At 71.0% G+C, this 21,843-nt stretch carries 26 protein-coding genes; 14 read left to right on the top strand and 12 right to left on the bottom strand.

Features of this window, described 5'->3' with window-relative positions:
- Positions 1–2 precede the first annotated feature (2 nt).
- Positions 3–746, bottom strand: coding sequence for a class I SAM-dependent methyltransferase (locus ACKTT0_RS18315; RefSeq protein WP_407851217.1), 744 nt, complete (start codon positions 744–746; stop codon positions 3–5).
- A gap of 38 nt (positions 747–784) precedes the next feature.
- Between ACKTT0_RS18315 and ACKTT0_RS18320 the strand changes: the two genes are divergently transcribed.
- The 6 genes from ACKTT0_RS18320 (at position 785) to ACKTT0_RS18345 (ending at position 4,577) form a co-directional block, all read left to right on the top strand.
- Positions 785–1,462, top strand: a complete 678-nt coding sequence (locus ACKTT0_RS18320; RefSeq protein WP_407851218.1) for a glutathione S-transferase family protein — start codon at positions 785–787, stop codon at positions 1,460–1,462.
- A gap of 35 nt (positions 1,463–1,497) precedes the next feature.
- The gene (locus ACKTT0_RS18325; protein ID WP_407851219.1) at positions 1,498–1,848 is read left to right on the top strand and encodes a GFA family protein; all 351 of its coding nucleotides are present in this window, start codon (positions 1,498–1,500) and stop codon (positions 1,846–1,848) included.
- A gap of 91 nt (positions 1,849–1,939) precedes the next feature.
- Positions 1,940–3,220, top strand: a complete 1,281-nt coding sequence (locus ACKTT0_RS18330) for an MFS transporter (RefSeq protein WP_407851220.1) — start codon at positions 1,940–1,942, stop codon at positions 3,218–3,220.
- 33 nt (positions 3,221–3,253) lie between these two features.
- Complete coding sequence (locus ACKTT0_RS18335) at positions 3,254–3,829, top strand: flavin reductase family protein (RefSeq protein ID WP_407851221.1); 576 nt, start codon at positions 3,254–3,256, stop codon at positions 3,827–3,829.
- Positions 3,830–3,898: 69 nt separating this feature from the next.
- The gene (locus ACKTT0_RS18340) at positions 3,899–4,396 is read left to right on the top strand and encodes a DinB family protein (RefSeq protein WP_407852456.1); all 498 of its coding nucleotides are present in this window, start codon (positions 3,899–3,901) and stop codon (positions 4,394–4,396) included.
- A gap of 46 nt (positions 4,397–4,442) precedes the next feature.
- Positions 4,443–4,577, top strand: a complete 135-nt coding sequence (locus ACKTT0_RS18345) for a glycine zipper domain-containing protein (protein ID WP_407851222.1) — start codon at positions 4,443–4,445, stop codon at positions 4,575–4,577.
- A 30-nt stretch (positions 4,578–4,607) separates the two neighbouring features.
- Here ACKTT0_RS18345 and ACKTT0_RS18350 read toward each other — a convergent pair whose 3' ends face one another.
- On the bottom strand, positions 4,608–5,837 hold the full coding sequence (locus ACKTT0_RS18350; RefSeq protein ID WP_407851223.1) for an MFS transporter: 1,230 nt from the start codon (positions 5,835–5,837) through the stop codon (positions 4,608–4,610).
- Positions 5,838–5,999: 162 nt separating this feature from the next.
- Here ACKTT0_RS18350 and garD point away from each other — a divergent pair, with 162 nt between their 5' ends.
- From garD to ACKTT0_RS18370, 4 genes are read left to right on the top strand one after another with little or no spacing between them, the layout of a single operon-like run.
- Complete coding sequence (gene garD / locus ACKTT0_RS18355; protein WP_407851224.1) at positions 6,000–7,562, top strand: galactarate dehydratase; 1,563 nt, start codon at positions 6,000–6,002, stop codon at positions 7,560–7,562.
- Between the two features lie 2 nt (positions 7,563–7,564).
- Positions 7,565–8,197 (top strand): GNAT family N-acetyltransferase, encoded by a 633-nt coding sequence (locus tag ACKTT0_RS18360; RefSeq protein ID WP_407851225.1) that lies wholly within the window; start codon positions 7,565–7,567, stop codon positions 8,195–8,197.
- A gap of 21 nt (positions 8,198–8,218) precedes the next feature.
- Positions 8,219–8,431 (top strand): SlyX family protein, encoded by a 213-nt coding sequence (locus ACKTT0_RS18365; protein ID WP_028353327.1) that lies wholly within the window; start codon positions 8,219–8,221, stop codon positions 8,429–8,431.
- A 4-nt stretch (positions 8,432–8,435) separates the two neighbouring features.
- A complete protein-coding gene (locus ACKTT0_RS18370; protein ID WP_407851226.1) occupies positions 8,436–10,196 on the top strand; it encodes an ABC transporter ATP-binding protein in 1,761 nt (586 codons plus the stop codon).
- Between the two features lie 10 nt (positions 10,197–10,206).
- On the opposite strand, the gene ACKTT0_RS18375 is transcribed toward ACKTT0_RS18370, so the two are convergent.
- From ACKTT0_RS18375 to ACKTT0_RS18385, 3 genes are all read right to left on the bottom strand, one after another.
- Positions 10,207–11,166 carry a DMT family transporter gene (locus ACKTT0_RS18375; protein WP_407852457.1) on the bottom strand — a complete coding sequence of 320 codons (960 nt, stop codon included), beginning with the start codon at positions 11,164–11,166 and terminating at the stop codon, positions 10,207–10,209.
- Between the two features lie 86 nt (positions 11,167–11,252).
- Positions 11,253–12,077, bottom strand: coding sequence for an AraC family transcriptional regulator (locus ACKTT0_RS18380; RefSeq protein ID WP_407852458.1), 825 nt, complete (start codon positions 12,075–12,077; stop codon positions 11,253–11,255).
- Positions 12,078–12,094: 17 nt separating this feature from the next.
- Positions 12,095–12,718 carry a TetR/AcrR family transcriptional regulator gene (locus ACKTT0_RS18385; protein WP_407851227.1) on the bottom strand — a complete coding sequence of 208 codons (624 nt, stop codon included), beginning with the start codon at positions 12,716–12,718 and terminating at the stop codon, positions 12,095–12,097.
- An 84-nt stretch (positions 12,719–12,802) separates the two neighbouring features.
- Between ACKTT0_RS18385 and ACKTT0_RS18390 the strand changes: the two genes are divergently transcribed.
- Positions 12,803–14,008, top strand: coding sequence for an ABA4-like family protein (locus tag ACKTT0_RS18390; RefSeq protein ID WP_407851228.1), 1,206 nt, complete (start codon positions 12,803–12,805; stop codon positions 14,006–14,008).
- A 9-nt stretch (positions 14,009–14,017) separates the two neighbouring features.
- On the opposite strand, the gene ACKTT0_RS18395 is transcribed toward ACKTT0_RS18390, so the two are convergent.
- The 7 genes from ACKTT0_RS18395 to ACKTT0_RS18425 form a co-directional block, all read right to left on the bottom strand.
- Positions 14,018–14,986: an OmpA/MotB family protein gene (locus ACKTT0_RS18395; protein ID WP_407851229.1), complete on the bottom strand. Its 969-nt coding sequence runs from the start codon at positions 14,984–14,986 to the stop codon at positions 14,018–14,020.
- The gene (locus ACKTT0_RS18400; protein WP_407851230.1) at positions 14,983–15,852 is read right to left on the bottom strand and encodes a motility protein A; all 870 of its coding nucleotides are present in this window, start codon (positions 15,850–15,852) and stop codon (positions 14,983–14,985) included. Before ACKTT0_RS18400 ends, ACKTT0_RS18395 begins: the two co-directional genes overlap by 4 nt.
- Before the next feature lie 214 nt (positions 15,853–16,066).
- Positions 16,067–16,462 (bottom strand): DUF4168 domain-containing protein, encoded by a 396-nt coding sequence (locus ACKTT0_RS18405; protein WP_407851231.1) that lies wholly within the window; start codon positions 16,460–16,462, stop codon positions 16,067–16,069.
- A 130-nt stretch (positions 16,463–16,592) separates the two neighbouring features.
- The gene (locus ACKTT0_RS18410) at positions 16,593–17,870 is read right to left on the bottom strand and encodes an RNA polymerase sigma factor (RefSeq protein WP_407851232.1); all 1,278 of its coding nucleotides are present in this window, start codon (positions 17,868–17,870) and stop codon (positions 16,593–16,595) included.
- Entirely contained in the window at positions 17,867–18,277 is a 411-nt protein-coding gene (locus ACKTT0_RS18415) for a VOC family protein (protein WP_407851233.1), read from the bottom strand. Before ACKTT0_RS18415 ends, ACKTT0_RS18410 begins: the two co-directional genes overlap by 4 nt.
- A gap of 56 nt (positions 18,278–18,333) precedes the next feature.
- A complete protein-coding gene (locus tag ACKTT0_RS18420; protein ID WP_407851234.1) occupies positions 18,334–18,744 on the bottom strand; it encodes a YciI family protein in 411 nt (136 codons plus the stop codon).
- A 121-nt stretch (positions 18,745–18,865) separates the two neighbouring features.
- Positions 18,866–19,219: a YciI family protein gene (locus ACKTT0_RS18425; RefSeq protein ID WP_407851235.1), complete on the bottom strand. Its 354-nt coding sequence runs from the start codon at positions 19,217–19,219 to the stop codon at positions 18,866–18,868.
- A 128-nt stretch (positions 19,220–19,347) separates the two neighbouring features.
- On the opposite strand from ACKTT0_RS18425, the gene ACKTT0_RS18430 reads away from it, so the two are divergent.
- From ACKTT0_RS18430 to ACKTT0_RS18440, 3 genes are read left to right on the top strand one after another with little or no spacing between them, the layout of a single operon-like run.
- Positions 19,348–20,388 (top strand): NYN domain-containing protein, encoded by a 1,041-nt coding sequence (locus ACKTT0_RS18430; RefSeq protein ID WP_407851236.1) that lies wholly within the window; start codon positions 19,348–19,350, stop codon positions 20,386–20,388.
- 8 nt (positions 20,389–20,396) lie between these two features.
- Entirely contained in the window at positions 20,397–20,879 is a 483-nt protein-coding gene (locus ACKTT0_RS18435; protein ID WP_407851237.1) for a GNAT family N-acetyltransferase, read from the top strand.
- Between the two features lie 33 nt (positions 20,880–20,912).
- The gene (locus tag ACKTT0_RS18440) at positions 20,913–21,842 is read left to right on the top strand and encodes a ZIP family metal transporter (RefSeq protein ID WP_407851238.1); all 930 of its coding nucleotides are present in this window, start codon (positions 20,913–20,915) and stop codon (positions 21,840–21,842) included.
- The last annotated feature ends 1 nt before the right edge of the window (position 21,843 follow it).

A 21,843-nucleotide genomic window follows, 5' to 3' on the forward strand; every position in this document is an offset into this window, starting at 1 on the left:
CCTCAGCGCCGCGCGGCCACGAGCAGGAGCATCGGCCGTTCGCGCTCGTCCTGCAGCGCGGGCAGCTCGGCCAGTTGCTGCGCGGTCGGGCCCCAGTCCTCGACATGGGTCAGCGTGAAGCCGGCGCGCATTACCCCATTGAGCAGGGTGCCCAGGGTGCGGTGCTGCTTGATCACGCCGGGCGCCAGCCAGTCGGTGCGGCGCGGGCCTTCCACCTGGTAGTTGTCCACCGGCCAGCTGCGGCGGCCCTCGGCGTCGACGATCCAGTCGGGACGGCGCGACGCCATGTAGATGGGGTGCTCGATCGAGAACACCAGGCTGCCGCCCGGCGCCAGGGCGCGATGCACCGTGGCCAGCAGGCGCGCCAGGTCGTCGATGTAGTGCAGAGTCAGCGAGCTGTAGGCTAGGCCGAACGCGGCCTCGGGCAGGACCAGGCTTTCCAGGTCGGCGCGCGTGTAGGTGATGGCGGCGCCGGCCGCGCCGGCCTGCGCATCGAGTTCGGCGGCGCGTTCCAGCATGCGGGCCGAGACATCCAGGCCGAGCACCGAGCGCGCGCCATGGGCGGCGGCCCAGCGGCAGAACCAGCCGTAGCCGCAGCCCAGGTCGACGATGTCCAGCCCGCGCACCTCGGGCAGCAGGGCGCGCAGCGCAGGCCATTCGGGCGCGCCATCCAGGCCGTGCACGGAACGGCTCAACTGGCTGTAGCCCGCGAAGAAATCGGGGTTGTCGTAAATGTTCTGGGTCATGCACCGTTTATAACCCGGCCTGCGGTAGACTCGTCGCCATGGATACACCATTGTCCGATCCGCCTGCCACGCTGACCGTCTGGGGCCGTGCCAGCTCGTTCAATGTGCAGAAGGTCATGTGGCTGGTCGATGAACTGGGGCTGCCGCACCGGCACGTGCCGGCCGGCGGCCGCCATGGCGGCATCGACACGCCGGCGTTCCTGGCGATGAATCCCCATGGCAAGGTGCCGGTCATCGATGATGCGGGCGTGGTGGTGTGGGAATCGCACACGATCCTGCGTTACCTGGCGGCGCGCCATGGCGCGCCGGCATTCTGGGACGCCGATGCGGCCCGCCGCGCGCAGGTCGAGCGCTGGATGGACTGGGCGCAGGCCAGCCTGCAGCCGGACTTCCTGAATGGCGTGTTCTGGGCCTATTACCGCACGCCGGCGCCGCAGCGCGACCTGGCCGCCATTGCGCGCAACGTGGCCCGCTGCGCCCGGCATTTCCAGTTGCTGGACGGGCTGCTCGCGCGGCAGCCGTTCCTGGCCGGCGAACGCCTGACGCTGGCCGACATCCCCGCGGGCACCTGCCTGTACCGTTACTTCAACCTCGACATCGAGCGTCCGCCGCTGCCGCATGTGCAGGCCTGGTACGAACGCCTGCAGGCGCGGCCGGCGTACCGCCGCCATGTCATGATTCCCTTTGAAGAATTGCGCGGCCGGCTGGAGTATTGATCCGGCCGGCCCATCTTTCTTGTCCGGAGTTCGCCATGTCATTCCAGGGTAGCTGTCATTGCGGCGCGGTCCGCTTCACGGTGGACGCCGATCCGCCCGCCTCGGCCATCAGTTGCAACTGTTCGCACTGCCGCCGCAAGGGGTTCCTGCTGTCGTTCTTTCCCGCCGAGCGCTTCACGCTGGATGCGGGCGAGGAAGCCCTGCAGGACTACGCGTTCAACACCCACAAAATCAGCCATCGCTTCTGCCGTCACTGCGGCACCCAGGCCTTCGCCTATGGCGCCAACCCGGATGGCTCGCCGGTGCGCGCGGTGAACCTGCGCTGCGTGCCCGCCATCGACCTGGATGCCCTGACGCTGCAGCATTTCGACGGGGCGTCCCACTAGGCCGCCGCGGCGCCACATTTCGACCGCGGCCGCAACATGCGCGCGCCCGGGCGGGCACACTACCGCCTGGGACCACGCCTGGGGAGGGGCGATGCAAGAAGCTGCGCACCAGTCGGGCGGCGGCCGCCGGCCCGTGGCCTTCATGGGGTGGCGCGTGGTGGGCGCCGCTTTCATCATTGCCCTGTTCGCCTGGGGCATCGGTTTCTACGGGCCGCCCATCTTCCTGAGCGAGCTGCATCGCGCGCGCGGCTGGCCCGTGGCGCTGGTTTCGCTGGCCATGACCGGCCATTTCCTGTGCGGCGCCGCCGTGGTCGCCGGCCTGGGCGGGCTGCATCGCCGCTATGGCGTGGCCAACGTCACCCGCACAGGCGCGCTGCTGACGGCTGCCGGGTTGCTGGGTTGGGGCCATGCCGGCGAGCCGTGGCAATTGTTCCTGGCCATGCCTTTCAGCGGCGCGGGCTGGGCGATGACCAGCGGCGCCGCGCTCAATGCGATGGTGTCGCCGTGGTTCGAGCGGCGCCGCCCCGCCGCGCTGGGCATGGCGTTCAACGGCGCCAGCCTGGGCGGCGTGGTGTTCTCGCCGTTATGGGTGGCGCTGATCGCATGGCTCGGCTTTGGCGCGGCCGTGCTGGCGGTGGCGGCGGTGATGGTCGCGACGATCTGGTGGCTGGCGTGGCGCTACCTGGCGCTGACCCCCGCCGCGCTGGGGCAGGCTCCCGACGGCGGCGAGGCGCTGGCGGCGCGGGCGCCGGCCGCCACGGCCGTGACGCGCGCCGAACCGTTGGCATCGCCGTGGCGCGACGCGCGTTTCCGCACCTTGATCGCGGCCGCCTCGCTGGGCCTGTTCGCCCAGGTCGGCCTGGTCGCGCACCTGTTCTCGATGCTGGTGCCGGTACTGGGCGAACGCGGCGCCGGCGCGGCCATGGGGCTGGCCACGGCATGCGCGATCGGCGGGCGCATGGTGCTGGCCAGGCTGATGGGGCCGGGCGCCGACCGCCGCGTGGCCGCGGCGGCCAACCTGGCGCTGCAGGCGCTCGGCTCGGCCGTGCTGCTGGGCGCGGGCGGGTCGCCGGCGGGCATGGTGCTGGGCTGCTGCCTGTTCGGCCTGGCCCTGGGCAATGTGACGTCGCTGCCGCCGCTGATCGCGCAGGCCGACTTCCGGCCGGCCGACGTGGCGCGCGTGGTGGCGCTGGTCACGGCGGCGGGACAGGCCGGCTATGCGTTCGCGCCGGCCGCGTTCGGCCTGCTGCGCGGCGTGGGCGGGCCGGAGCAGGACGGCTGGCTGTTCGTGGCGGCGGGCCTGGTGCAGCTCGCGGCGGCGGCCTGGATGCTGGCCGGCCGCCGCGCCCGGCCGGCGGACGAGGTAGCATGAAAGCCGCCTGCCAATCTCGTCGTTTCTACCGCCATGTCGACTCTCCCGCCGCGCCAGTCCGTCGAACTCGCCAAGTGCTATCGCCTGCTCAACCACGGCCCCACCGTGCTGGTGGGCAGCGCGCACGCCGGGCGCCGCAATGTCATGGCGGCGGCCTGGTCCATGCCGCTGGACTTTTCGCCGCCCAAGGTTGCGGTGGTGATTGACCGCACTACGCTGACCCGGGAACTGGTGGAAGCCTCGGGCGAGTTTTCCTTGAACGTGCCGTCGCGCGCCGTGGCCGCGGCGGCGCTGGCCGCCGGCTCGGTGTCCGGACGCGAGCGCGACAAGTCGCGCATGCCCGGCCTGGCCATGGACGCCGCCAGCCGCATCGGCGCGCCGCTGCTCGACGGCTGCCTGGCCTGGCTGGAGTGCCGCGTGATTCCCGAGCCGCACATCCAGGACCGCTACGACCTGTTCCTGGGCGAGGTGGTGGCGGCCTGGGCCGATCCGCGCGTATTCCGCGACGGGCACTGGGAATTCGCGTCCGATGGCCCCCGCAGCATCCATTATGTTGCCGGCGGCAATTTCTTCGAGACCGGCGCGGCGTTCGAGGTGGCGCCCGAGTAAAGGACGGGCGTGCGCCGGACGCGCGCGAGGCTTATCATGGTCGGCCGTTGACCCGACCGTCCCGCCATGATCGACCCCGCCACGCTGACCGCCCTGCGCGAGTTTCCCGACCGCTTCGCGGCCTTCTACGCCGCCGTGCCCGCGGGCTTCGCCAACTGGAGCCCGGCGTCCTGGGAGGGCGTGCCGAGCGAACCGTTCACGCCGATCGGCCAGCTATGCCACGTTCGCGATATCGAGATCGACGGTTATCACGTGCGCCTGTCCCGCACGCTGCAAGAGCGCCATCCGCTGCTGGTGTCGCTGGACGGCGATGCGCTGGCCATCGAGCGCGACTACGCCGGCGCCGACGCGGACGAGGCGCTCGCGGCGTTCCGCCGGGCGCGCGTCCGGACGCTCGGGCTGCTGGCTGGCCTGGACGACGCGCAACTGGCCCGCACCGCGGAGTTCGAGGGGTACGGCACCCTGACGCTGCGCAGCCTGGTGCACTATCTTTGCAGCCACGACCAGCAGCACCTGGCGGGCCTGCAGTGGCTGCTGGGCAAGATCGACGCGCACCGCCGCGCCTAGCGGAAACGGCCCGCCGGCGCCGTCGTCGCGGTGCTATCCTGGCGGAATGAACAAGGGAACCTGGCTCGCCGTCGGCATCGCCCTGGGCGCGGCCATCGGCGCCGCGCTCGACAACCTCGCCATGGGCATCGGCATCGGCGTGGCCCTGGGCATCGCCATGGGCCTGGAGAGCCGCCGCTGAGGGGCCCGCCGGCCCGGTCCAGCTGCGCTGTCAGGCGTCGGCCGTGGGCTGGCGCCGCAGGGCGGGCACGCGCGAGCCGAACAGCACGCCGAATTGCAGCACGAAGCCCACGGCCATGGCCCACAGGCAGGCCGCGGCGCCATAGCGCGCCGCCAGCGCCGCGCCGAGCGCCGCACCCAGCGGGCGCACGCCGAAGGACGCCGTGAGGATCGTGGCCGAGACGCGGCCCAGCAGCGCGTTCGGCGTGACCGCCTGGCGCAGCGTGGTCGTGGCGATCGTCCACAGGATCGGCCCGGCGCCGAACAGGAAGAAGGCCGCGCCGGCCAGCAGGCCCGAGGGCCTGGCCAGGGTGGCCAGCATCAGCAGCGCGGCGGCCAGCGCCGCCAGCGGGCCCGCCCCGACCAGCGCCCCGAACGGCAGCCGGCGCGACAAGGCCGGCGCGAGCAGGGCGCCGGCCACCATGCCGACACCATAGATGCCCAGCGTCAGGCCGACTTGCGCGGCGTTCAGGCCGAGCCGGTCGACGGCGTACGCCACATAGACTGCCTGCAGCAGGAACCATGCCGTGTTGAAGAATACCGCCGTGACCAGCACCGGCCGCAGCAGGGGGTGCGCCGCGACGAAGCGCGCGCCTTCCGCCAGCTCGCGCAGCGGGTGCTGGCGCGCGCGCGCGGGCGCAGGCTGGCGCGGCAGGCCGGCCAGCAGGCCCGCCGCCAGCAGCGACAGGGCGACCGCCAATGCGTAGGCGGCCGAGGCGCCCAGCGCGCCCAGCAGCGCGCCGCCCACGGCCGGTCCGGCGGCAAAGGCGATGCTGCGAGCCAGTTCCAGCCAGCGGTTGGCCGCCGCGAGGGCCGCGGCGGGCACCAGCGTCGGCAGCAGGGCTGGCGCCGCCACGCTGTAGGCCACCGTGCCGATGGCGCCGATGCAGCCCAGCGCCGCCAGCCACGCCAGGTCCAGGCGGTCCAGCCACCACAGCCCCAGCAGGCCCAGCAGCGATAGCGCGCGCAGCGCTTCGGCCGCCGCCATGAGGCTGCGCCGCGAAACCCGGTCGGCCAGCACGCCGGCGGGCAAGGACAGCAATAAAAAGGGCAGGGTCTGCGCGGTCTGCAGATAGCCGGTCTGCGCGGCGCTGGCGCCCAGCGCCAACACCGCGACCAGCGGCGCGGCCGCCAGCGCCAGTTGTTCGGAAAACTGCGCGCACAGGTTGGACAGGGCCAGGCGGCGAAACGGCGCGAGCGGTTGGGGGGCGGGCAGCGGCACGAGGCGGTGGGGGGAATGGACGGGGAAGCCATGCTAGCGGCCGGCCCGGGCGGCCGCATCCCGTTCATTGCGGCGAAATTCCGTCGGCCTGTCGCGCGCGCGGTAGCTGCGATAATGGCGCATCGGCGGCGTGGTGCCGCCCGCGTATCCAGGACCCGCAACATGACAGTCGTTACCCGTCCGCTGTACATCAAAGTCCACCAAGCCGACAACGTCGCCATCATTGTCAACGACGGCGGCCTGCCCGCCGGCGCCGAGCTGGCCGACGGGCTGGTCTTGCGCGAACACGTGCCGCAGGGCCACAAGGTGGCGCTGCGCGACCTGGCCGAGGGCGATGCGGTGGTGCGCTACAACGTGACGGTGGGGTATGCGGCGCGGGCGCTGCCGCGCGGCAGCTGGGTCAATGAACAAGTCACCACCATGCCCGCCGCCCGCCCGCTGGACGACCTGCCCATGGCCACCCGCGCCGCGCCCGAGCTGCCGCCGCTGGAAGGCTACACCTTCATGGGCTACCGCAACCCGGACGGCTCGGCCGGCACGCGCAACATCCTGGCCATCACCACGACCGTGCAGTGCGTGCAGGGCGTGGTCGAGCACGCCGTGGCGCGCATCAAGGCCGAGCTGCTGCCGCGCTACCCCAATGTCGACGACGTGGTCGGCCTGGAGCACACCTACGGCTGCGGCGTGGCGATCGACGCGCCCGGCGCGGCGGTGCCGATCCGCACCTTGCGCAACATCAGCCGCAATCCCAACTTCGGCGGCACCGCCATGATGGTCAGCCTGGGCTGCGAGAAACTGCAGCCCGGCCGCCTGATGCCGGCCGGCACCATCCCCATCGCCGCCGGCGCGGGCACGGGCGACGAAGTGGACACCGTCTGCCTGCAGGACGACGAGAACGTCGGCTTCGGCTCGATGATCGAGGCCATCATGCGCACCGCCGAAAAGCATCTGGCCATCCTGGACCGCCGGCGGCGCGAGCCCTGTCCGGTGTCCGACCTGGTGGTGGGGGTGCAGTGCGGCGGCAGCGACGCGTTTTCCGGCCTGACCGCCAACCCCGCTGTGGGGTTCGCGGCCGACCTCATCGTGCGCGCCGGCGGCACGGTGATGTTCTCCGAGAACACCGAGGTGCGCGATGGCATCGACCAGCTCACCGCGCGCGCCGCCACGCCGGCGGTGGCCGAGGCGCTGGTGCGCGAGATGGACTGGTACGACCGCTACCTGAAGAACGGCATGGCCGACCGCAGCGCCAATACCTCGCCCGGCAACAAAAAGGGCGGCCTGTCGAACATCGTCGAGAAGGCCATGGGCTCGATCGTCAAGTCGGGCTCGGCGCCGATCTCCGGCGTGCTCGCGCCGGGCGAGAAGCTCACGCAAAAGGGGCTGGTGTTCTGCGCCACCCCGGCCAGCGATTTCATCTGCGGCACCCTGCAGCTGGCCGCCGGCATGAACCTGCACGTGTTCACCACCGGGCGCGGCACGCCCTACGGCCTGGCCCAGGTGCCGGTGGTCAAGGTGGCCACGCGCAGCGACCTGGCGCGCCGCTGGCACGACCTGATGGACGTCGACGCCGGCCGCATCGCCACCGGCGAGGCCACCATCGAGGAAGTCGGCTGGCAACTGTTCCACCTGATGCTGGAGGTGGCCAGCGGCAAGCGCCAGACCTGCGCCGAAAAACTGAAACTGCACAACGCCCTGGCCCTGTTCAACCCGGGGCCGGTGACCTGAGCATGGCTGAGTTTCCGCAGCGCTTGCGGTTGACGGGGAGCGTGGCCGTGCTCGAGCCCCTGGCCGACGCGCATGTCGACGAACTATGGCGATGCGCCGACGGGGCGGACGCATCCTGGCAGTATCTGCGCTATGGCCCGTTCCCGGATCGCGACGCTCTGGGCGCTCAGGTCCGCGCGCTGGCGAGCCGTCCGCATCAGCCCTTCTGGGCCGTCTGCCCGTTGCCTGATGGACGCGCGCGCGGCTGGCTTTCGCTGTGCGACATTTGTCCGGGAGATGCCGCCATGGAGATAGGCAGCATCTGGTTCAGCGCTGCCTTGCAGCGCAGCCGGGCTGGCACAGAGGCCGTGTTCCTGTTGCTGCGCTATGCTTTCGACGAACTGGGCTACCGGCGCGTGGCATGGCGCTGCCTGGCCGACAACGCTTCGTCCATGGCCGCGGCGCACCGCTACGGCTTCAAGCCGGAAGGCGTGTGGCGTTCGGTCGTCAACGTGAAGGGCCGCCGCGGCGACATTGCCTGGCATTCGATGCTGGCCGACGAATGGCCGGCGCGGCGAGATGCGCTGCAGGCCTGGCTGGCTTCCTCCAATTTCGATTCGGCGGGTCGGGCGCGCAGCCGGCTGGCGCGCGCCTGATCTCCATCATGTTGTGAACCCATGAACACTTCCCCCGATATCGACAAGCGCCTGACCGACCTGGAAATCAAGCTGGGCCTGGCCGACGACATGCTCGACCAGCTCAACCAGACCGTCTACCGGCAGCAGCAGCAGATCGAGCGCCTGTTGCGCGAGCTGGCGGAACTGCGCCAGCAGATGCCCGACGGCGCCGGCCCGCGCAGCCTGCGCGACGAGCTGCCGCCGCATTACTGAGCCCATGCGCATCCTGTGGGCCTATCTGCGCCCGCACGGCCGGCTGGCCGTGCTGGCCTTGCTGCTGGCCGCCGCCAGCCAGGTCCTGGCGCTGATCGACCCGATCATCTTCGGCCGCATCATCGACGAGTACGCGATCAACCGCGCCGGCAAGAGCGACGACGAACTGGTGTCGGGCGTGCTGGGGCTGCTGGCGCTGGCGGTGCTGGTGGCGGTGCTGTCGCGGCTGGCCAAGGCACTGCAGGAATACGTGACGCGGCTGGTGGTGCAGAAGTTCGGCACCCAGTTGTTCAACGACGGACTGCGCCAGGCGCTGCGCCTGAAGTTCCAGGAATTCGAGGACCTGCGCAGCGGCGAGACGCTGTCGCTGCTGCAGAAGGTGCGCGCCGACAGCGAGCGCTTCATCAACGCATTCATCAACACGGTCTTCGCCGCGCTGGTGGGCATGGGTTTCCTGGTGTGGTATGCCGTGACGCGCCATTGGCTGCTGGTGCCGGTGTTCCTGATCGGCGTGCTGGTGCTGGGCGGCCTGACCGGGCTGCTGAGCCGCGAGATCAAGACCCAGCAGCGCTCCATTGTGCGCGAGACCAACCGCAGCTCGGGTTTCATCGCCGAGTCGCTGCGCAATATCGAACTGATCAAGAGCCTGGGGCTGACGTTTCCCGAGATCCGCCGCCTGCAGGCGCAGACGGTGCGCATCTTCGAGCTCGAGATGCGCAAGGTCAAGCGCATCCGCCTGCTGTCGTTCCTGCAGGGGGTGACGCTGAGCCTGTTGAAGCTGGCCATCCTGTTCGCGCTGTTGTGGCTGATCTTCCGCGACGTGCTCAGCACGGGCGAGCTGATCGCGATGCAGTTCATCTCGGTGGCCATCTTCGCGCCGCTGCAGGAACTGGGCAACATCATCCTGGCCTACCGCGAAGCCGAGGCCTCGCTGTCCAGCTTCGACGCGCTGATGCGCAAGCCGATCGACCGCCGTCCCGAATCGCCGCAGGACTGCGGCCCGATCGAGCGGGTGCGGTTCGCCGGCGTGGCGTTCCGCCACAAGGGGGCGGCCGACAACGCCCTGGACGGCGTGTCGTTCTCGGCCGGCCTGGGCGACACCATCGCGTTCGTGGGCCCGTCGGGCTCCGGCAAGTCCACGCTGGTCAAGCTGTTGCTGGGGCTGTACACGCCGGCGGTGGGCGAGGTGTTCTACAACGATATCTCCACCAAAGTGCTGCGCTATAACCGGGCGCGCCGCCAGGTGGGCCTGGTCACGCAGGAACCGTACCTGTTCGCCGGCACGCTGCGCGAGAACATCCGGCTGGTGAAGACCGATGCCACCGATACCGAGATCGTGGCGGCCATGGAGCAGGCGGCCTGCGCCTACCTGCTGGACAAGTCGCCCGACGGCCTCGACACCCGCATCGGCGAAATGGGCCTGAAGCTGTCGGGCGGCGAGAAGCAGCGCCTGTCGATCGCCCGCGCGCTGATCCGCCAGCCGCGCCTGCTGATCTTCGACGAGGCGACCTCGGCGCTGGATTCGCTGACCGAAGAACAGATTTCGGACACGGTCCGGCGCATCTCCGCCAGCCGGCGACAGATCACCATCCTGATCGCCCACCGGCTCTCGACCATCATGCACGCCGATACGATTTTCGTGCTGGAAAAGGGCCGTGTCGTGGAAAGTGGCACGCATGCCGAGCTGCTGGCCCGCACCGGCCTGTATTACGCCATGTGGCGCCAGCAGATCGGCGAACGTCCGGGCGCGGCCGCGCCGCAATGACCGGGGCGCTTCATGCCGGCTGGCCGGCCGGTTCGGGCCTGAGCCGGGTGGCGCGCAGCACGCCCAGGACCAACAGCGCGATGCCCAACTGCGTCAACGGCGCGGGGACCTGGCCGCGCAGCATGAACGCATAGGCCAGCGCGGCGAGCGTTTCGAACACGATCAACTGGCCCGCCAGGGCCGTGGGCAGGCGCTGGCTGGCCTGGTTCCAGCAGAGCGTGCCGAGCCAGGAGGCGAACAGCCCGATGGCGGCCATCAGCGCGAGGAAGGTGCCGGCGCGCGGCCCCAGCGGCATGGGGAAGGAGCTGCCGGCCAGGGTCATGCCCAGCCACAGCAGCCCGTAGCCGGCCAGCGCCAGCGGCAGGGTGGCCACGCCCTGGGCGGTGGCCCAGGTGTGCGGCCGCCGGTCGGGATGGCTGCGCAGCCAGTCGGCATTGCGCAGGGGATACCAGGTCCAGCAGATCACCGCGACGACCGCCAGCGCCGCGCCGCTGGCGTAGCGCGCGGCATCCGCATGGGGGTCGGCGCGCAAGGCCTGCAGCTCGACATGGTTGACGCAGCCGATGCCCAGCGCGATGAGCGCCAGCGAGGGTGCCAGCCGGCGCCACGGCAGGCGGCCGTCGCGCCGCGCATCGCGCAGGTTGGCGCATATGGCGATCACCACCGGCAGCGTGCCGATGATCATGGTGGGCAGCGGGCCGCCGGCGCGCTGGATGGCGCTGGCCAGGCACAGGTAATACAGCAGGTTGCCGATCGCGGCCAGCTTGACGGCTTCGAGCCAGTCGGCGCGCGACAGCCGCCGCAGCGCGGCGCGGTCGAGCCAGGCCAGCGGCAGGGCGATCAGGCCGAAGGCCAGGTAGCGGCCGACCGATTGCAGGGTGGCCGGGTAGTCGGGCAGCAGCAGCGGGCCCACGAACACCAGGCCCCACATCAGGCCGGCGGCAAGTGCGTATAAGGTTCCGGTCCACATGGCGGGGGGGCGGTTCAACAGGGCATGCCAGTCTAGACGGCGCGCGCGCCGCCGTCTTGTACCAGATTGCTGCGCGGACGCGCGGCTCAGCCCCGCACCTGGCGCTGGTAGCGGGCCGGCGTCACGCCGTAGCGGCGCGCGAAGGCGCGCGTCAGGTGCGCCTGGTCGGCCAGGCCGGCGGCCGCCGCGGCCTGGGCCGGCGGCGTGCCGGCCGCCAGCAGCCGCTTGGCTTCGAACAGGCGCAGCGCCATGAGCATCTGCTGCGGCGTGACGTGGTATTGCGCGCGGAAGCGGCGCAGGAAATGGAACGGACTCAGGCCCGCCACGCGCGCCAGTTCGTCCAGCGTCAGGCGGCGCGCCAGATGGGCGCGCAGGTAATCGAGCACCGGCGCGAAGCGCGCCGCCGCCTCGGCCGGGGCGGCGCGGGCCGCCTGCGCGTGCGGCCGCAACGCCGCCAGCAGTTCGTAAAGCAGGCTGTCGAAGGCGAGCGGCTCGTCGGCTTGCCACAAGGCATCGAGCAGGGCGGTGACGCGGAGGGCGGTCGCCGGGTCATGGCGTACCGCGTCGCGGAACCACCAGCCTTGGTCGCCGGTGACCCGCCTAGCGACCTCCGGGTCGAGGTACACCATGCGGTAGCGCCAGCCGCCCGGGGTTTCGGCGCGCCCGGTATGCAGTTCGTCGGGGTTCATCAGCACCAGCGAGCCGGGCGGCGCCAGGTGGTCGGCGCCGCAATAGCGGAACCGTTCGGCCCCTGACTCGATGGCGCCCAGGCCGAAGGCCGCGTGCGTGTGCGGCTCGAACGCGTGGCGCACGATATGCGCGCGGTACAGCTCGATGCCGGGCCGCTGCGCGCACTGGCGGAATTCGGCGCGGTCGCGCGCATCTTCGAATGCGACAGGAACGCCCGGCATGGCGCGGGTCGCGGCGCTCATGGCCAGCCGTGTTCCAGGATGCGGCGCAGCGTGCCTTCGAGCGCGGCGGCGTCGGCGCGCGGGCCACCTGGCGCATCGAGCTTGCCGTCCAGCGCCAGGTGCGCGAAGCCGTGCACGGTGGACCAGGCGCCCAGCAGCAGCGCGTGCGTCGCGGCATCGAGCGGCTGGCCGGCCGGGAAGGCCGTATAGGCCCGGATGGCGTTCTCCAGTTCCGCGAACGCGGCCTGGCCGGCGGCGAGCAGGCGCGGGTCGTCGGTCAGGCGGTCTTTGCGGAACATGAGCTGGAAGCGCGCCGGATAGGCCAGCGCGAAGCGCAGGTAGCCCAGGCCCTGCGCACGCAGCCGGGCCGCCGCGTCGGCTCCGCCGGCGCGGGCGCCTTCGCGCTGGTAGCGGGTGAGCGCCTCGAAGCCCAGGATGGCGACCTCGGTGAGCAGCCCGGCGGCGCTGCCGAAATGGTGCAGCGGCGCGGCCGGCGAGACATTCACCCGCCGCGCCGCCTCGCGCAGCGTGAAGCCTTCCAGCCCGCGCTCGGCCAGGATGGCCTCGGTGGCATCGATCAGGGCGGCGCGCAGCGCGCCGTGGTGGTAAGCCTGCGCGGAGGAGGGTTTCGATTTGGGCATGGAGGCGTGGGCCGGCCGTGATCTTTACATTGTTCAGTACCAATGCTAACTTATCTAAACATTGTTTAGATTGGGGCGGAAACCATGTTCGAAACTCTGTTCGGCGCGGGCGGGGCCATGGCGCTGCCGGCCTGGGGGGCATTGGCGCTGTCGCCCTGGCTGGGCCGGCTGCGACCGGCGGTCTGGGCGTTGACCGGCTGGATCGTCCCTGGCGTGCTGGCCACGCTGTATCTGGCCTTGATACTGACTTACTGGCCCGCCGAGGGGGGCGGCTATGGTTCGCTGGACGCCGTGCGCGCGCTGTTCGGCCATCCGGGCCTGTTGACGGCGGGCTGGTATCACTACCTGGCCTTCGATCTGTTCGTCGGCACCTGGATCGCGCGCGAAGGCATGCGCATCGGCATGCCGCGCGGGTTGCTGGTGCCTTGCTTCGCGCTGACGCTGTGGTTCGGGCCGGCGGGGCTGCTGGCATTCTTCGGCTTGCGCGCCATGCCGGCGGCGTGGCGCGGCTGGCGCGAGCTGCTGCGCCGCCAGCGCGTGCTGGCGCTGTTCGGCGCGGCGCTGCTGGCCGCCATGCTGCCGGCCGCCATTGCCGCCATGATCGATCCGCGCACCCTGGGCGGGACGGACGTGTGGGCCAAGCCCCTGAAGTTCATGGCGTCCATCGGTCTGTACGCGTGGACCCTGGCGTGGCTGATCGGCGAGTTGCCGGCCGGGCGGCGCCGCACGCCGCTGTTGCGCGCGGTCGTCTGGACGGTGCTGGCCACGGGCCTGTTCGAGGCCGCTTACATCACCTGGCAGGGCGCGCTGGGGCAGGCCTCGCATTTCAATACCGATACGGCTTTCCATGCGCTGATGTTCAATTTGATGGGCCTGGCAGCGCTGCTGTTCACCGGCACTGCGCTGCCGGTGGCGCACCAGTTGTGGCGCCACGCCGCCGGCATGGCGCCAGCCTACCGGCTGGGCGCGGTGCTGGGATTGCTGTTGACCTTCGTCGCCGGCGCCGGTGTCGGCATCGCCATCAGCCTGCATGGCGGGCCGCTGGTCGGCGCGGCGGGCCCGGGCTTGCCGCTGACCGGCTGGTCCACTACCGGCGGCGACCTGCGCGTGGCGCATTTCCTCGGCGTGCACGCGCAGCAGGCGCTGCCGGCCCTGGGGTGGCTGCTGGCGCGCCGGGGCGGGCGCGGCGCGCTGGCGGCGATGGGGCTGGGCGCCGCAGGGTACGCCGGCCTGGTGCTGCTGACGCTGGCGCAGGCTTACGCCGGCGTGCCGTTGCTTGCCGGCCGCTAGCGCCGGGCGTCAATCCGGGCCGGCAGTGCCCGCGCCGGCCGCCAGCCCGGGCGTCGCGGCCTCGCGGCGCGGGGTGATTTCCATGATGAGCTCGACGCGCCGGTTGGCGGCGCGGCCGGCCGCCGTATCGTTGGAGGCGATGGGATGGGTGTCGGCATAGCCGACCGCGCGCAGCCGAGCCGGGTCGACACCGTCGCGGACCAGTTCGCGCAGCACGCTGGTGGCGCGGCTGGCGGACAGCTCCCAGTTCGACGGAAACTGGCGGGTCTGGATCGGCACGGTGTCGCTGTGGCCTTCCACCGATACCGGGTAGCCCTGGCTGCGGTTGATGACCGCGGCCATGCGCTGGATGACGCCCAGGCCGGACGCGCTGAGGACCGCCTGGCCCGAGGGGAACAGCAGCTCGTTGCTGATGCGGAAGCTGATGGATTTTTCGTTGACGATCACATCCACGCCGTCGCCCAGGTCGTCCAGGCCCAGTTCGGCGATCGAGGGCGCCGGCGGCGGCGCGGCGGCCGGCGCGTCGCCGTGGCCGTCAGGCGCTTGCGTGGGCGCCTGGGCGGCGGGCGGCGCTGCGGGCGGCTCTGGCGCCGTCGCCCAGGCGGCTGGAATGACGGGCGCGTCGGATTCACCGAGGCCATTGCCGATCGCGGCGCCCAACGCGACCCGCAGCGCGGGCGCGGCCGCGCCCGTGTCGAGCGAACCCACCAGTTCGACCGGCGCGGGCTGGGTCTCGGGCGCGCGCTGCATCTTCGCCACGCCCAGCAGCACCACCAGCATGGCCAGCAGCAGGGTGATCAAGTCCAGATAGGTCAGCAGCCAGCTGTCCGATTCCGGCTCGGCGGTCGCGGGCACGTGCCAGCGCGCGAAGCGGCCGCCGGCATGCAGGGCGGGCTGGCCGGCGAGCCCGCCGCCGCGCGGACGCGCGTCGCGCCGATGCTGGCGGCGCAGCGCCTCGACGCGGTCGGCCAGGCTCATGGGCGGACCGCCGCCGGGCGCGCCAGCGGCGCGACGCCTGGCTGGCGGGGCGAGGCCTGGGCGGGCGCGGCGGGGGCCGCGCCGTCCGGACGGCCGTTGTCGCGGACTTCGTCCTCGATGTGCATCATGAACGAGTTCAGCGTCTCGCGCACCACGGCGGGGCCGCGCCGCGCGCACATCATCGCGATGCCTTGCAGCACCATGTTCATCAGCATCAGGCGCTGCTCGGTGCGGCGCTCGAGCTTGACGGCGATGGGCTTGCACACCAGGTTGGCCAGCAGGATGCCGTAGAAGGTGGTCATCAGCGCCACGGCCAGTTGTTGGCCGATCAGCACCATGTCGCCGCCGCCCAGCACCGTCATGAGATTGATCAGGCCGACCAGCGTGCCCAGCATGCCGAAGGCCGGCGCGAAACCCGCCATGATGCGGAACATTTGCGCCTCGGCATGTTCGCGCGCGCGCAGCCGGGCGATGCGCCATTGCAGCAGCTCGACAATCTGGTCTTCCGGCGTGTGGTCGATGACCAACTGCACGCCGGTGCGCAGGAACGGGTTGGCGACCTTTTGCAGGGCCTCTTCCACCTTGCGCACATCGTCGTTCATCCAGAGCTGCGCCAGCGCGGCCAGTTCGTCGATGTCGCGGCGGAAGTCGAGCTGTTCGCTGCGGAACACCGTGCGCACCAACGCGAATACGCGCGTGACTTCGCGCAGCGGATAGCTGATGAACAGCGCGGCGCAGGTGCCGCCCAGCACCACCGCCAGGCCGGGCAAGTTGACATACAGGGCGGGATCGGTGGCCGACGAGGCCAGGGCGGCCGCCAGCGTCGCCAGCGCGACGGCGGTGCCGATGAGGGTAGAGGGGTTCATTGTGCTGGGCCTTGCGCGTGTCCCGATGGGGGAATGGGCCATTCTAGGCAGCGCGGGCCTCAGCCAATCGGCGGATAACGGCGGAAAAAAGGGCGGTTTGCGCCGCCGTGCCGGCGGGCGCGGGCAATGGGGGCGGGGCGGCCGGGGCCCTGGGCGCGCCGGGTCCGGCCCGCGGGCCGGACCGGGACGGCGCCGGCCGCCCGGGATGATGCGCTTAGCGCGGCGCGCCGGCCGGGGCGTTCTGCTTGGCCATGTCGATCACGCGCTGGCGCAGCTGCGGGTCTTGTTCGATGGCCTGGCCGATGCCGTTGAATTCGTCCACGGTCAGCCCGTCCGCATGCACCATGCTGACCATTTTCTCGTCCGCTTCACGATAGACTTTTTCGCGCGCGGTGTCGTCCTTGGCGGCTTGCAGCTTGGGGCGGTATTCCTCGGCCACCATGGCAACCTTCTGCGAGGCGCTGGCGAATTTCTGCAATTGTGCGTCGGTCGGCTTGATGGCCGGCTGCATCTGCGCCGCGGGCGCGTTCTGCTGCGCCAGGGCGGCGGCGGGCGAGAGGCTGGCGGCCAGTACGGCGGCGGCGAAGAAAGCATGGGTCGAACGCGGCATGAAGCCTCCTTGATCGGGTTGATGCGTACGCTCCATCATGACAAGAGCAGGCCAGCCGCTTCAAGCTTTGCGATGTTTGCGCATGTGTCGGCCGGCTGGGCCGCCGCGTTACGGAGCGTTACGAGGCGGATCAGGAATTCAGCGCCCGGGCGCGCGCCAGCAGCAATTCGCGTTCGCGGGCGTTGCGGGCCATGCCGGCGGCGCGCTGGAATTCCGCGCTGGCTTCCTCGCGCCGGCCCAGTTTCGCCAGGAAGTCGGCGCGCACGCTGGGCAGCAGGTGGTAGTTCGCCAGGATGGGCTCGCTGGCGAGCGCATCGGCCAGGGCCAGGCCGGCCTGCGGCCCGTAGGCCATGCCGACCGCCACGGCGCGGTTCAGCTCGACCACGGGCGACGGCGCGACGTGCGCGAGCGCATCGTACAGGGCCACGATGCGCGCCCAGTCGGTGTCCTCGGGCCGCGCGGCGCGCGCGTGGCAGGCCGCCAGCGCGCCTTGCAGCGCGTAGGGGCCCAGCTCGCCGCCTTGCGCCTCGGCGCGCTCCAGCGCGGCCAGGCCGCGACGGATCAGCAGCGGGTCCCAGCGGGCGCGGTCCTGGTCCATCAGCAATACTGGCCGGCCGTCGGCATCCACCCGGGCGGCCAGGCGCGAGGCCTGGATCTCCATGAGCGCCACCAGGCCATGCACTTCGCTTTCGTGCGGCGCCAGTCCGGCCAGGATGCGACCCAGCCGCAGCGCCTCGTCGCACAGCGCCGGGCGCATCCAGTCGTCGCCCGCCGTGGCGGCGTAGCCTTCGTTGAAAATCAGGTAGATCACTTCCAGCACCGAGGCCAGGCGCTCGGCCAGCGCGGCGCCGCGCGGCACTTCGAAAGGCACGCGGGCTTCGCGCAGCGTGCGCTTGGCGCGCACGATGCGCTGCGCGATGGTCGACTCCGACACCAGGAAGGCGCGCGCGATCTCGTCGGTGCGCAACCCGCCCAGCAGGCGCAGCGTGAGGGCCACGCGCGCCTCGGTGGACAGCACCGGATGGCAGGCGGTGAAGACCAGCCGCAGCAGGTCGTCGCCGATCTCGTCCTGCCGCGCGGCGTCCAGCGCGTCGACGAAATCCGGCTCGACGTGGGCTTGCTGCGCGTCCATCTCGTGGCCGAGCTGCTCGTGCTTGCGCGCGTGCAGGGCATCCTGGCGCAGGCGGTCCAGCGCGCGGTTCTTGGCGGCGGTCATCAGCCAGGCTCCCGGGTTGTCGGGAATGCCGTCGCCGGGCCAGCGCTCCAGCGCGGTGACCAGCGCGTCCTGCGCCAGTTCCTCGGCCAGGCCGACGTCGCGCACCAGCCGCGCCACGCCGGCGATGACCTTGGCCGACTCGATGCGCCAGACCGCCTCGATGGCCCGATGGACGGCATCGCGCGAGCTCATTGCTGCAGGATCTCGGCGTTGGGGTCCATGTACATCAGTTCCCAGATATGGCCGTCCAGGTCTTCGAAGGCATGCCCGTACATGAAGCCGTAGTCCTGCGGCTCGCGCGGGGTCGAGCCGCCGGCGGCAAGCGCGCGCGCGACCAGGTCGTCGACCTCGGCGCGGCTTTCGCACGACAGGCACACCAGTACTTCGGTGCTTTGCTTCGGGTCGCACAGCGGCTTGTTGACGAAGGTCTTGAAGTATTCGCGCGTCAGCAGCATGGCAAAGAGGTTTTCCCCCAGCACCAGGCAGGCCGCGTTCTGGTCGGTGAAGCGCTGGTCGAAGTCCAAGCCCAGCTGCCGGAAGAAGGCCATGGATTTCTGCAGGTCGGCTACGGCGAGGTTCACGAAGATCTGCTTGTGCATGATGGTTCTCTCTATCTAGATGGAAGGGTATGGCGCAAGCGCGGCGGGCCGCGCGGTCATTGCAGGTCGAGCGCGCGCAGGCGCGCGGCCGAGGGGCGGCCGGCCGCCAGCTCGTCGACGTCGTACAGCGGGCGGACTTCGATTTCGGCCGCGATGCCCTTGCCCATGGGGGCGGGAAAGCGTCGCGTCCATTCCAGCGCTTCTTCGCGCGAACGCGCCTGGATCACGGTGTAGCCGGCGATCAATTCGCGGCACTCGGCGAACGGCCCGTCGACGACGGTGCGCTTGCCGTCGGCGTAGCGGATGCGCCAGCCGGCCGAGCTCGGCTGCAAGCCGGAGGCGTCCAGCAACGCGCCGGCCTTGGCCAGTTCTTCGTGATAGGCGGCCATCTCGGCGAACAGCGCATCGTCGGGGAGGATGCCGGCCTCCGTATCGGCATTGGCTTTTACGAGGATCATGAATCGCATGACGGGTCTCCGGTTGGGAAGGGACGAGCCGCCAGGCGGCTGTCATGCACACGACGATGCGCCGGCCCGGAATTCGACAGAAAATCCCGGCCATCAGGGAAAACCCCTACTGTCGGGGCGATCAGGCGAAGCAGGGCCCCAGTTCGCGGACTTCGACGGTGGCCCACTGGGCGGCCGGGCATTCGGCCGCGATGGCCACGGCTTCGTCGCGCGTGGCGCAATCGAGCAGGAAGAAGCCGCCGATCATTTCCTTGGCTTCGGCATAGGGGCCGTCCAGCAGGCGCTGGCGCCCGTCGCGCACCTGCAGCTTCACGCCTTCGGATTCCGACTTGAGCGACTGGGCGTCCCGCAGCAGGCCCCGGCTGCGCAGGCCTTCCGCGTAATGCAGCATGGCGTCGTAGGCGGCGCGACCGGCCTCCGGGGTGCGCTGGGCGCGCTGGCCGATGGGTTCGACGATGAGCAGCATGTAGGGCATGGAAACTCCGCGAAGGGGGCGGCGGGCGCCGGGATCGTCCGCCGAGTTTATCCGCCCGGCCCGGGCTTTTGTAAGGCCCTCGCGCGCTTTTCGGGTGTATCGTCGGGGCAACCATCCGGAGACCTCTTATGACTGCTTCCCAGGAAAGCATCAACATGGCGCTTTTCTGCGACTTCGAGAACGTCGCATTGGGCGTGCGCGACGCCAATTACCAGCGCTTCGATATCAAGCCCGTGCTCGAGCGGCTGCTGCTCAAGGGCAGCATCGTGGTCAAGAAGGCCTATTGCGACTGGGACCGCTACCGCGAGTTCAAGGCCACCATGCACGAGGCCAATTTCGAGCTCATCGAGATCCCGCACGTGCGGCAATCGGGCAAGAATTCCGCCGACATCCGCCTGGTGGTCGACGCGCTGGACCTCTGCTACACCAAGTCGCACGTGGACACCTTCGTGATTCTCAGCGGCGACTCCGATTTTTCGCCGCTGGTATCCAAGCTGCGCGAAAACGCCAAGCAGGTGATTGGCGTGGGCGTCAAGCGCTCGACGTCCGACCTGTTGATCGCCAATTGCGACGAATTCATCTTCTACGACGACCTGGTGCGCGAACGGCAGCGCCCGGAGCCCAGGACGGGCGCGCGCGAGCCGAACGGCGCGCCGCGCCGCGCGGCCGAGGACGAGCCGCAGCGCAAGGAAGAGCTCGAGGCGCGCCGCACGCAGGGCATCGAGATCGCCGTCGAGACTTTCGAGGCCCTGGTGGCGGAGCGCGGCGACAGCGGCAAGATCTGGGCGTCGGTCCTGAAAGAAGCCATCAAGCGCCGCAAGCCGGATTTCAGCGAGTCCTATTACGGTTTCCGCGCGTTCGGCAACCTGCTCGAGGAAGCGCAAGCGCGTGGCCTGCTGGCGTTCGGGCGCGACGAGAAATCGGGCGCGTATGTGTACCGCGCGCCGGCGCCCGAGCCGGCCGCCGCGCCGCGCGGGCGCGGCCGGGCCGCCGGCAAGACGGCCGCGCGCAAGGCGGCCGCCGCCGCCGACCGCGCCGCCGGGGCCACGGCGGCCCCGTCCGTGCCGGCGCCCGTCGCGCCCGAGGCCGCGGAGGCCGCCGAGGCCGCGCCACCCGCCCGCAAGACCGCCGCGCGCAGCCGCCGCGCCCGCAAGACGGCCGAAGCCTGAGGCCGGCCATGCCGACAGGCAGTGGGTCCGCGCCCGCCGTGCAGCCGAGCCTGCGCGCCGCGAGCGAAGCCGATGTGCCGTTCCTGCTGGCGCTGCGGCGCCAGACCATGGACCGGCACCTGCTGCGCAGCGGCCGGCCCGCCGACGACGCTGCGCACCTGGCCCGCATCCTCTACCACTGGGAGCACGCCCGCATCGTGCTGGTCGGCGGCGAGCCGGCAGGGCTGCTGAAGGCTTATCGCGGCGCATCGGCCTGGCACGTGGTGCAGATCCAGGTCGCGCCCGCGTGGCAGGGACAGGGGCTGGGGGAGCGCCTGCTGCGCGCAGTGCTGGCCGATGCCGAGGCGGCGGGGCTGCCCACGCGGCTGGAAGTGCTCAAGGTCAATCCCGCGCGCCGGCTGTATGAACGCCTGGGCTTTCGCATCGTGGCCGATGCCGGCGATGACCAATACCAAATGGAGCGTCCCGCGCGACCGCCTGGCGCTCGGTAAACTGGTAGCCTCGATGCACTGAAGCAGCGTCCCATGAACGACACCCAAATCGTCGCGCGCGACTGGCGCGCCGCCTGGCGGGCCCAGGCGCAGTCTCGCCCACTGGTGGCCGTGGGCCTGGCGGCGGCCACCCTGGCCGTGCTGTGGCTGCTCGCCACCGGCCTGTATCACGGCCTGACCGGGGTCGAGCGCAACTACATCGGCTACGCCTTCCTGGGCGGCACGGCCGGCTTCGCGGCCACCGCGGCCGGCGCGCTGGCGGCCATCTTCCTGCGCACCATCCATGCCCGCACCCAGGACACCATGCTGGGCTTCGCGGCCGGCATGATGCTGGCGGCCAGCGCCTTTTCGCTGATCCTGCCCGGGCTCGAGGCCGCGCAGGCGCTGGTAGGGGCCGGGCCGGCGGCGGCCGGCGTGGTGGTGCTGGGGCTGGCGCTGGGAGTGCTGCTGATGCTGGGCCTGGACGCCTTCACGCCGCACGAGCATGACAGCACCGGCCCTTGCGGGCCCGAGGCCGAGCGCGTCAACCGGGTGTGGCTGTTCGTGCTGGCCATCACCCTGCACAACCTGCCGGAGGGCATGGCCATCGGGGTGGGGTTCGCCAACGGCGACATGCAGGTCGGCATTCCGCTGGCTTCCGCCATTTCCATCCAGGACATTCCCGAGGGCCTGGCGGTGGCCATGGCGCTGCGCGCCACCGGCTTGTCGCCCTTGCGCGCATCGCTGGTGGCGGTCGCGTCGGGCCTGATGGAGCCGCTGGGGGCGCTGGTCGGGCTGGGCATGTCCAGCGGCCTGGCGCTCGCCTATCCGGTCAGCCTGGGGCTGGCGGCCGGCGCCATGATTTTCGTGGTGTCGCACGAAGTCATTCCGGAAACCCACCGCAATGGCCACCAGACGCCCGCCACCGTCGGCCTGATGGCGGGTTTCGCCGTGATGATGTTCCTGGATACGGCGCTGGGCTAAG

The organism is Bordetella saccharivorans, assembly GCF_045862855.1.
GTDB classification, from domain to species: Bacteria; Pseudomonadota; Gammaproteobacteria; order Burkholderiales; family Burkholderiaceae_B; genus Bordetella_A; species Bordetella_A petrii_F.

Coding starts and splice junctions, on each gene's coding strand:
- ACKTT0_RS18315 (WP_407851217.1), bottom strand. CDS start 746: ATGACCCAGAACATTTACGACAACCCCGATTTCTTCGCGGGCTACAGC.
- ACKTT0_RS18320 (WP_407851218.1), top strand. CDS start 785: ATGGATACACCATTGTCCGATCCGCCTGCCACGCTGACCGTCTGGGGC.
- ACKTT0_RS18325 (WP_407851219.1), top strand. CDS start 1,498: ATGTCATTCCAGGGTAGCTGTCATTGCGGCGCGGTCCGCTTCACGGTG.
- ACKTT0_RS18330 (WP_407851220.1), top strand. CDS start 1,940: ATGCAAGAAGCTGCGCACCAGTCGGGCGGCGGCCGCCGGCCCGTGGCC.
- ACKTT0_RS18335 (WP_407851221.1), top strand. CDS start 3,254: ATGTCGACTCTCCCGCCGCGCCAGTCCGTCGAACTCGCCAAGTGCTAT.
- ACKTT0_RS18345 (WP_407851222.1), top strand. CDS start 4,443: ATGAACAAGGGAACCTGGCTCGCCGTCGGCATCGCCCTGGGCGCGGCC.
- garD (WP_407851224.1), top strand. CDS start 6,000: ATGACAGTCGTTACCCGTCCGCTGTACATCAAAGTCCACCAAGCCGAC.
- ACKTT0_RS18360 (WP_407851225.1), top strand. CDS start 7,565: ATGGCTGAGTTTCCGCAGCGCTTGCGGTTGACGGGGAGCGTGGCCGTG.
- ACKTT0_RS18365 (WP_028353327.1), top strand. CDS start 8,219: ATGAACACTTCCCCCGATATCGACAAGCGCCTGACCGACCTGGAAATC.
- ACKTT0_RS18370 (WP_407851226.1), top strand. CDS start 8,436: ATGCGCATCCTGTGGGCCTATCTGCGCCCGCACGGCCGGCTGGCCGTG.
- ACKTT0_RS18375 (WP_407852457.1), bottom strand. CDS start 11,166: ATGTGGACCGGAACCTTATACGCACTTGCCGCCGGCCTGATGTGGGGC.
- ACKTT0_RS18380 (WP_407852458.1), bottom strand. CDS start 12,077: ATGCCGGGCGTTCCTGTCGCATTCGAAGATGCGCGCGACCGCGCCGAA.
- ACKTT0_RS18385 (WP_407851227.1), bottom strand. CDS start 12,718: ATGCCCAAATCGAAACCCTCCTCCGCGCAGGCTTACCACCACGGCGCG.
- ACKTT0_RS18390 (WP_407851228.1), top strand. CDS start 12,803: ATGTTCGAAACTCTGTTCGGCGCGGGCGGGGCCATGGCGCTGCCGGCC.
- ACKTT0_RS18395 (WP_407851229.1), bottom strand. CDS start 14,986: ATGAGCCTGGCCGACCGCGTCGAGGCGCTGCGCCGCCAGCATCGGCGC.
- ACKTT0_RS18400 (WP_407851230.1), bottom strand. CDS start 15,852: ATGAACCCCTCTACCCTCATCGGCACCGCCGTCGCGCTGGCGACGCTG.
- ACKTT0_RS18405 (WP_407851231.1), bottom strand. CDS start 16,462: ATGCCGCGTTCGACCCATGCTTTCTTCGCCGCCGCCGTACTGGCCGCC.
- ACKTT0_RS18410 (WP_407851232.1), bottom strand. CDS start 17,870: ATGAGCTCGCGCGATGCCGTCCATCGGGCCATCGAGGCGGTCTGGCGC.
- ACKTT0_RS18415 (WP_407851233.1), bottom strand. CDS start 18,277: ATGCACAAGCAGATCTTCGTGAACCTCGCCGTAGCCGACCTGCAGAAA.
- ACKTT0_RS18420 (WP_407851234.1), bottom strand. CDS start 18,744: ATGCGATTCATGATCCTCGTAAAAGCCAATGCCGATACGGAGGCCGGC.
- ACKTT0_RS18425 (WP_407851235.1), bottom strand. CDS start 19,219: ATGCCCTACATGCTGCTCATCGTCGAACCCATCGGCCAGCGCGCCCAG.
- ACKTT0_RS18430 (WP_407851236.1), top strand. CDS start 19,348: ATGACTGCTTCCCAGGAAAGCATCAACATGGCGCTTTTCTGCGACTTC.
- ACKTT0_RS18435 (WP_407851237.1), top strand. CDS start 20,397: ATGCCGACAGGCAGTGGGTCCGCGCCCGCCGTGCAGCCGAGCCTGCGC.
- ACKTT0_RS18440 (WP_407851238.1), top strand. CDS start 20,913: ATGAACGACACCCAAATCGTCGCGCGCGACTGGCGCGCCGCCTGGCGG.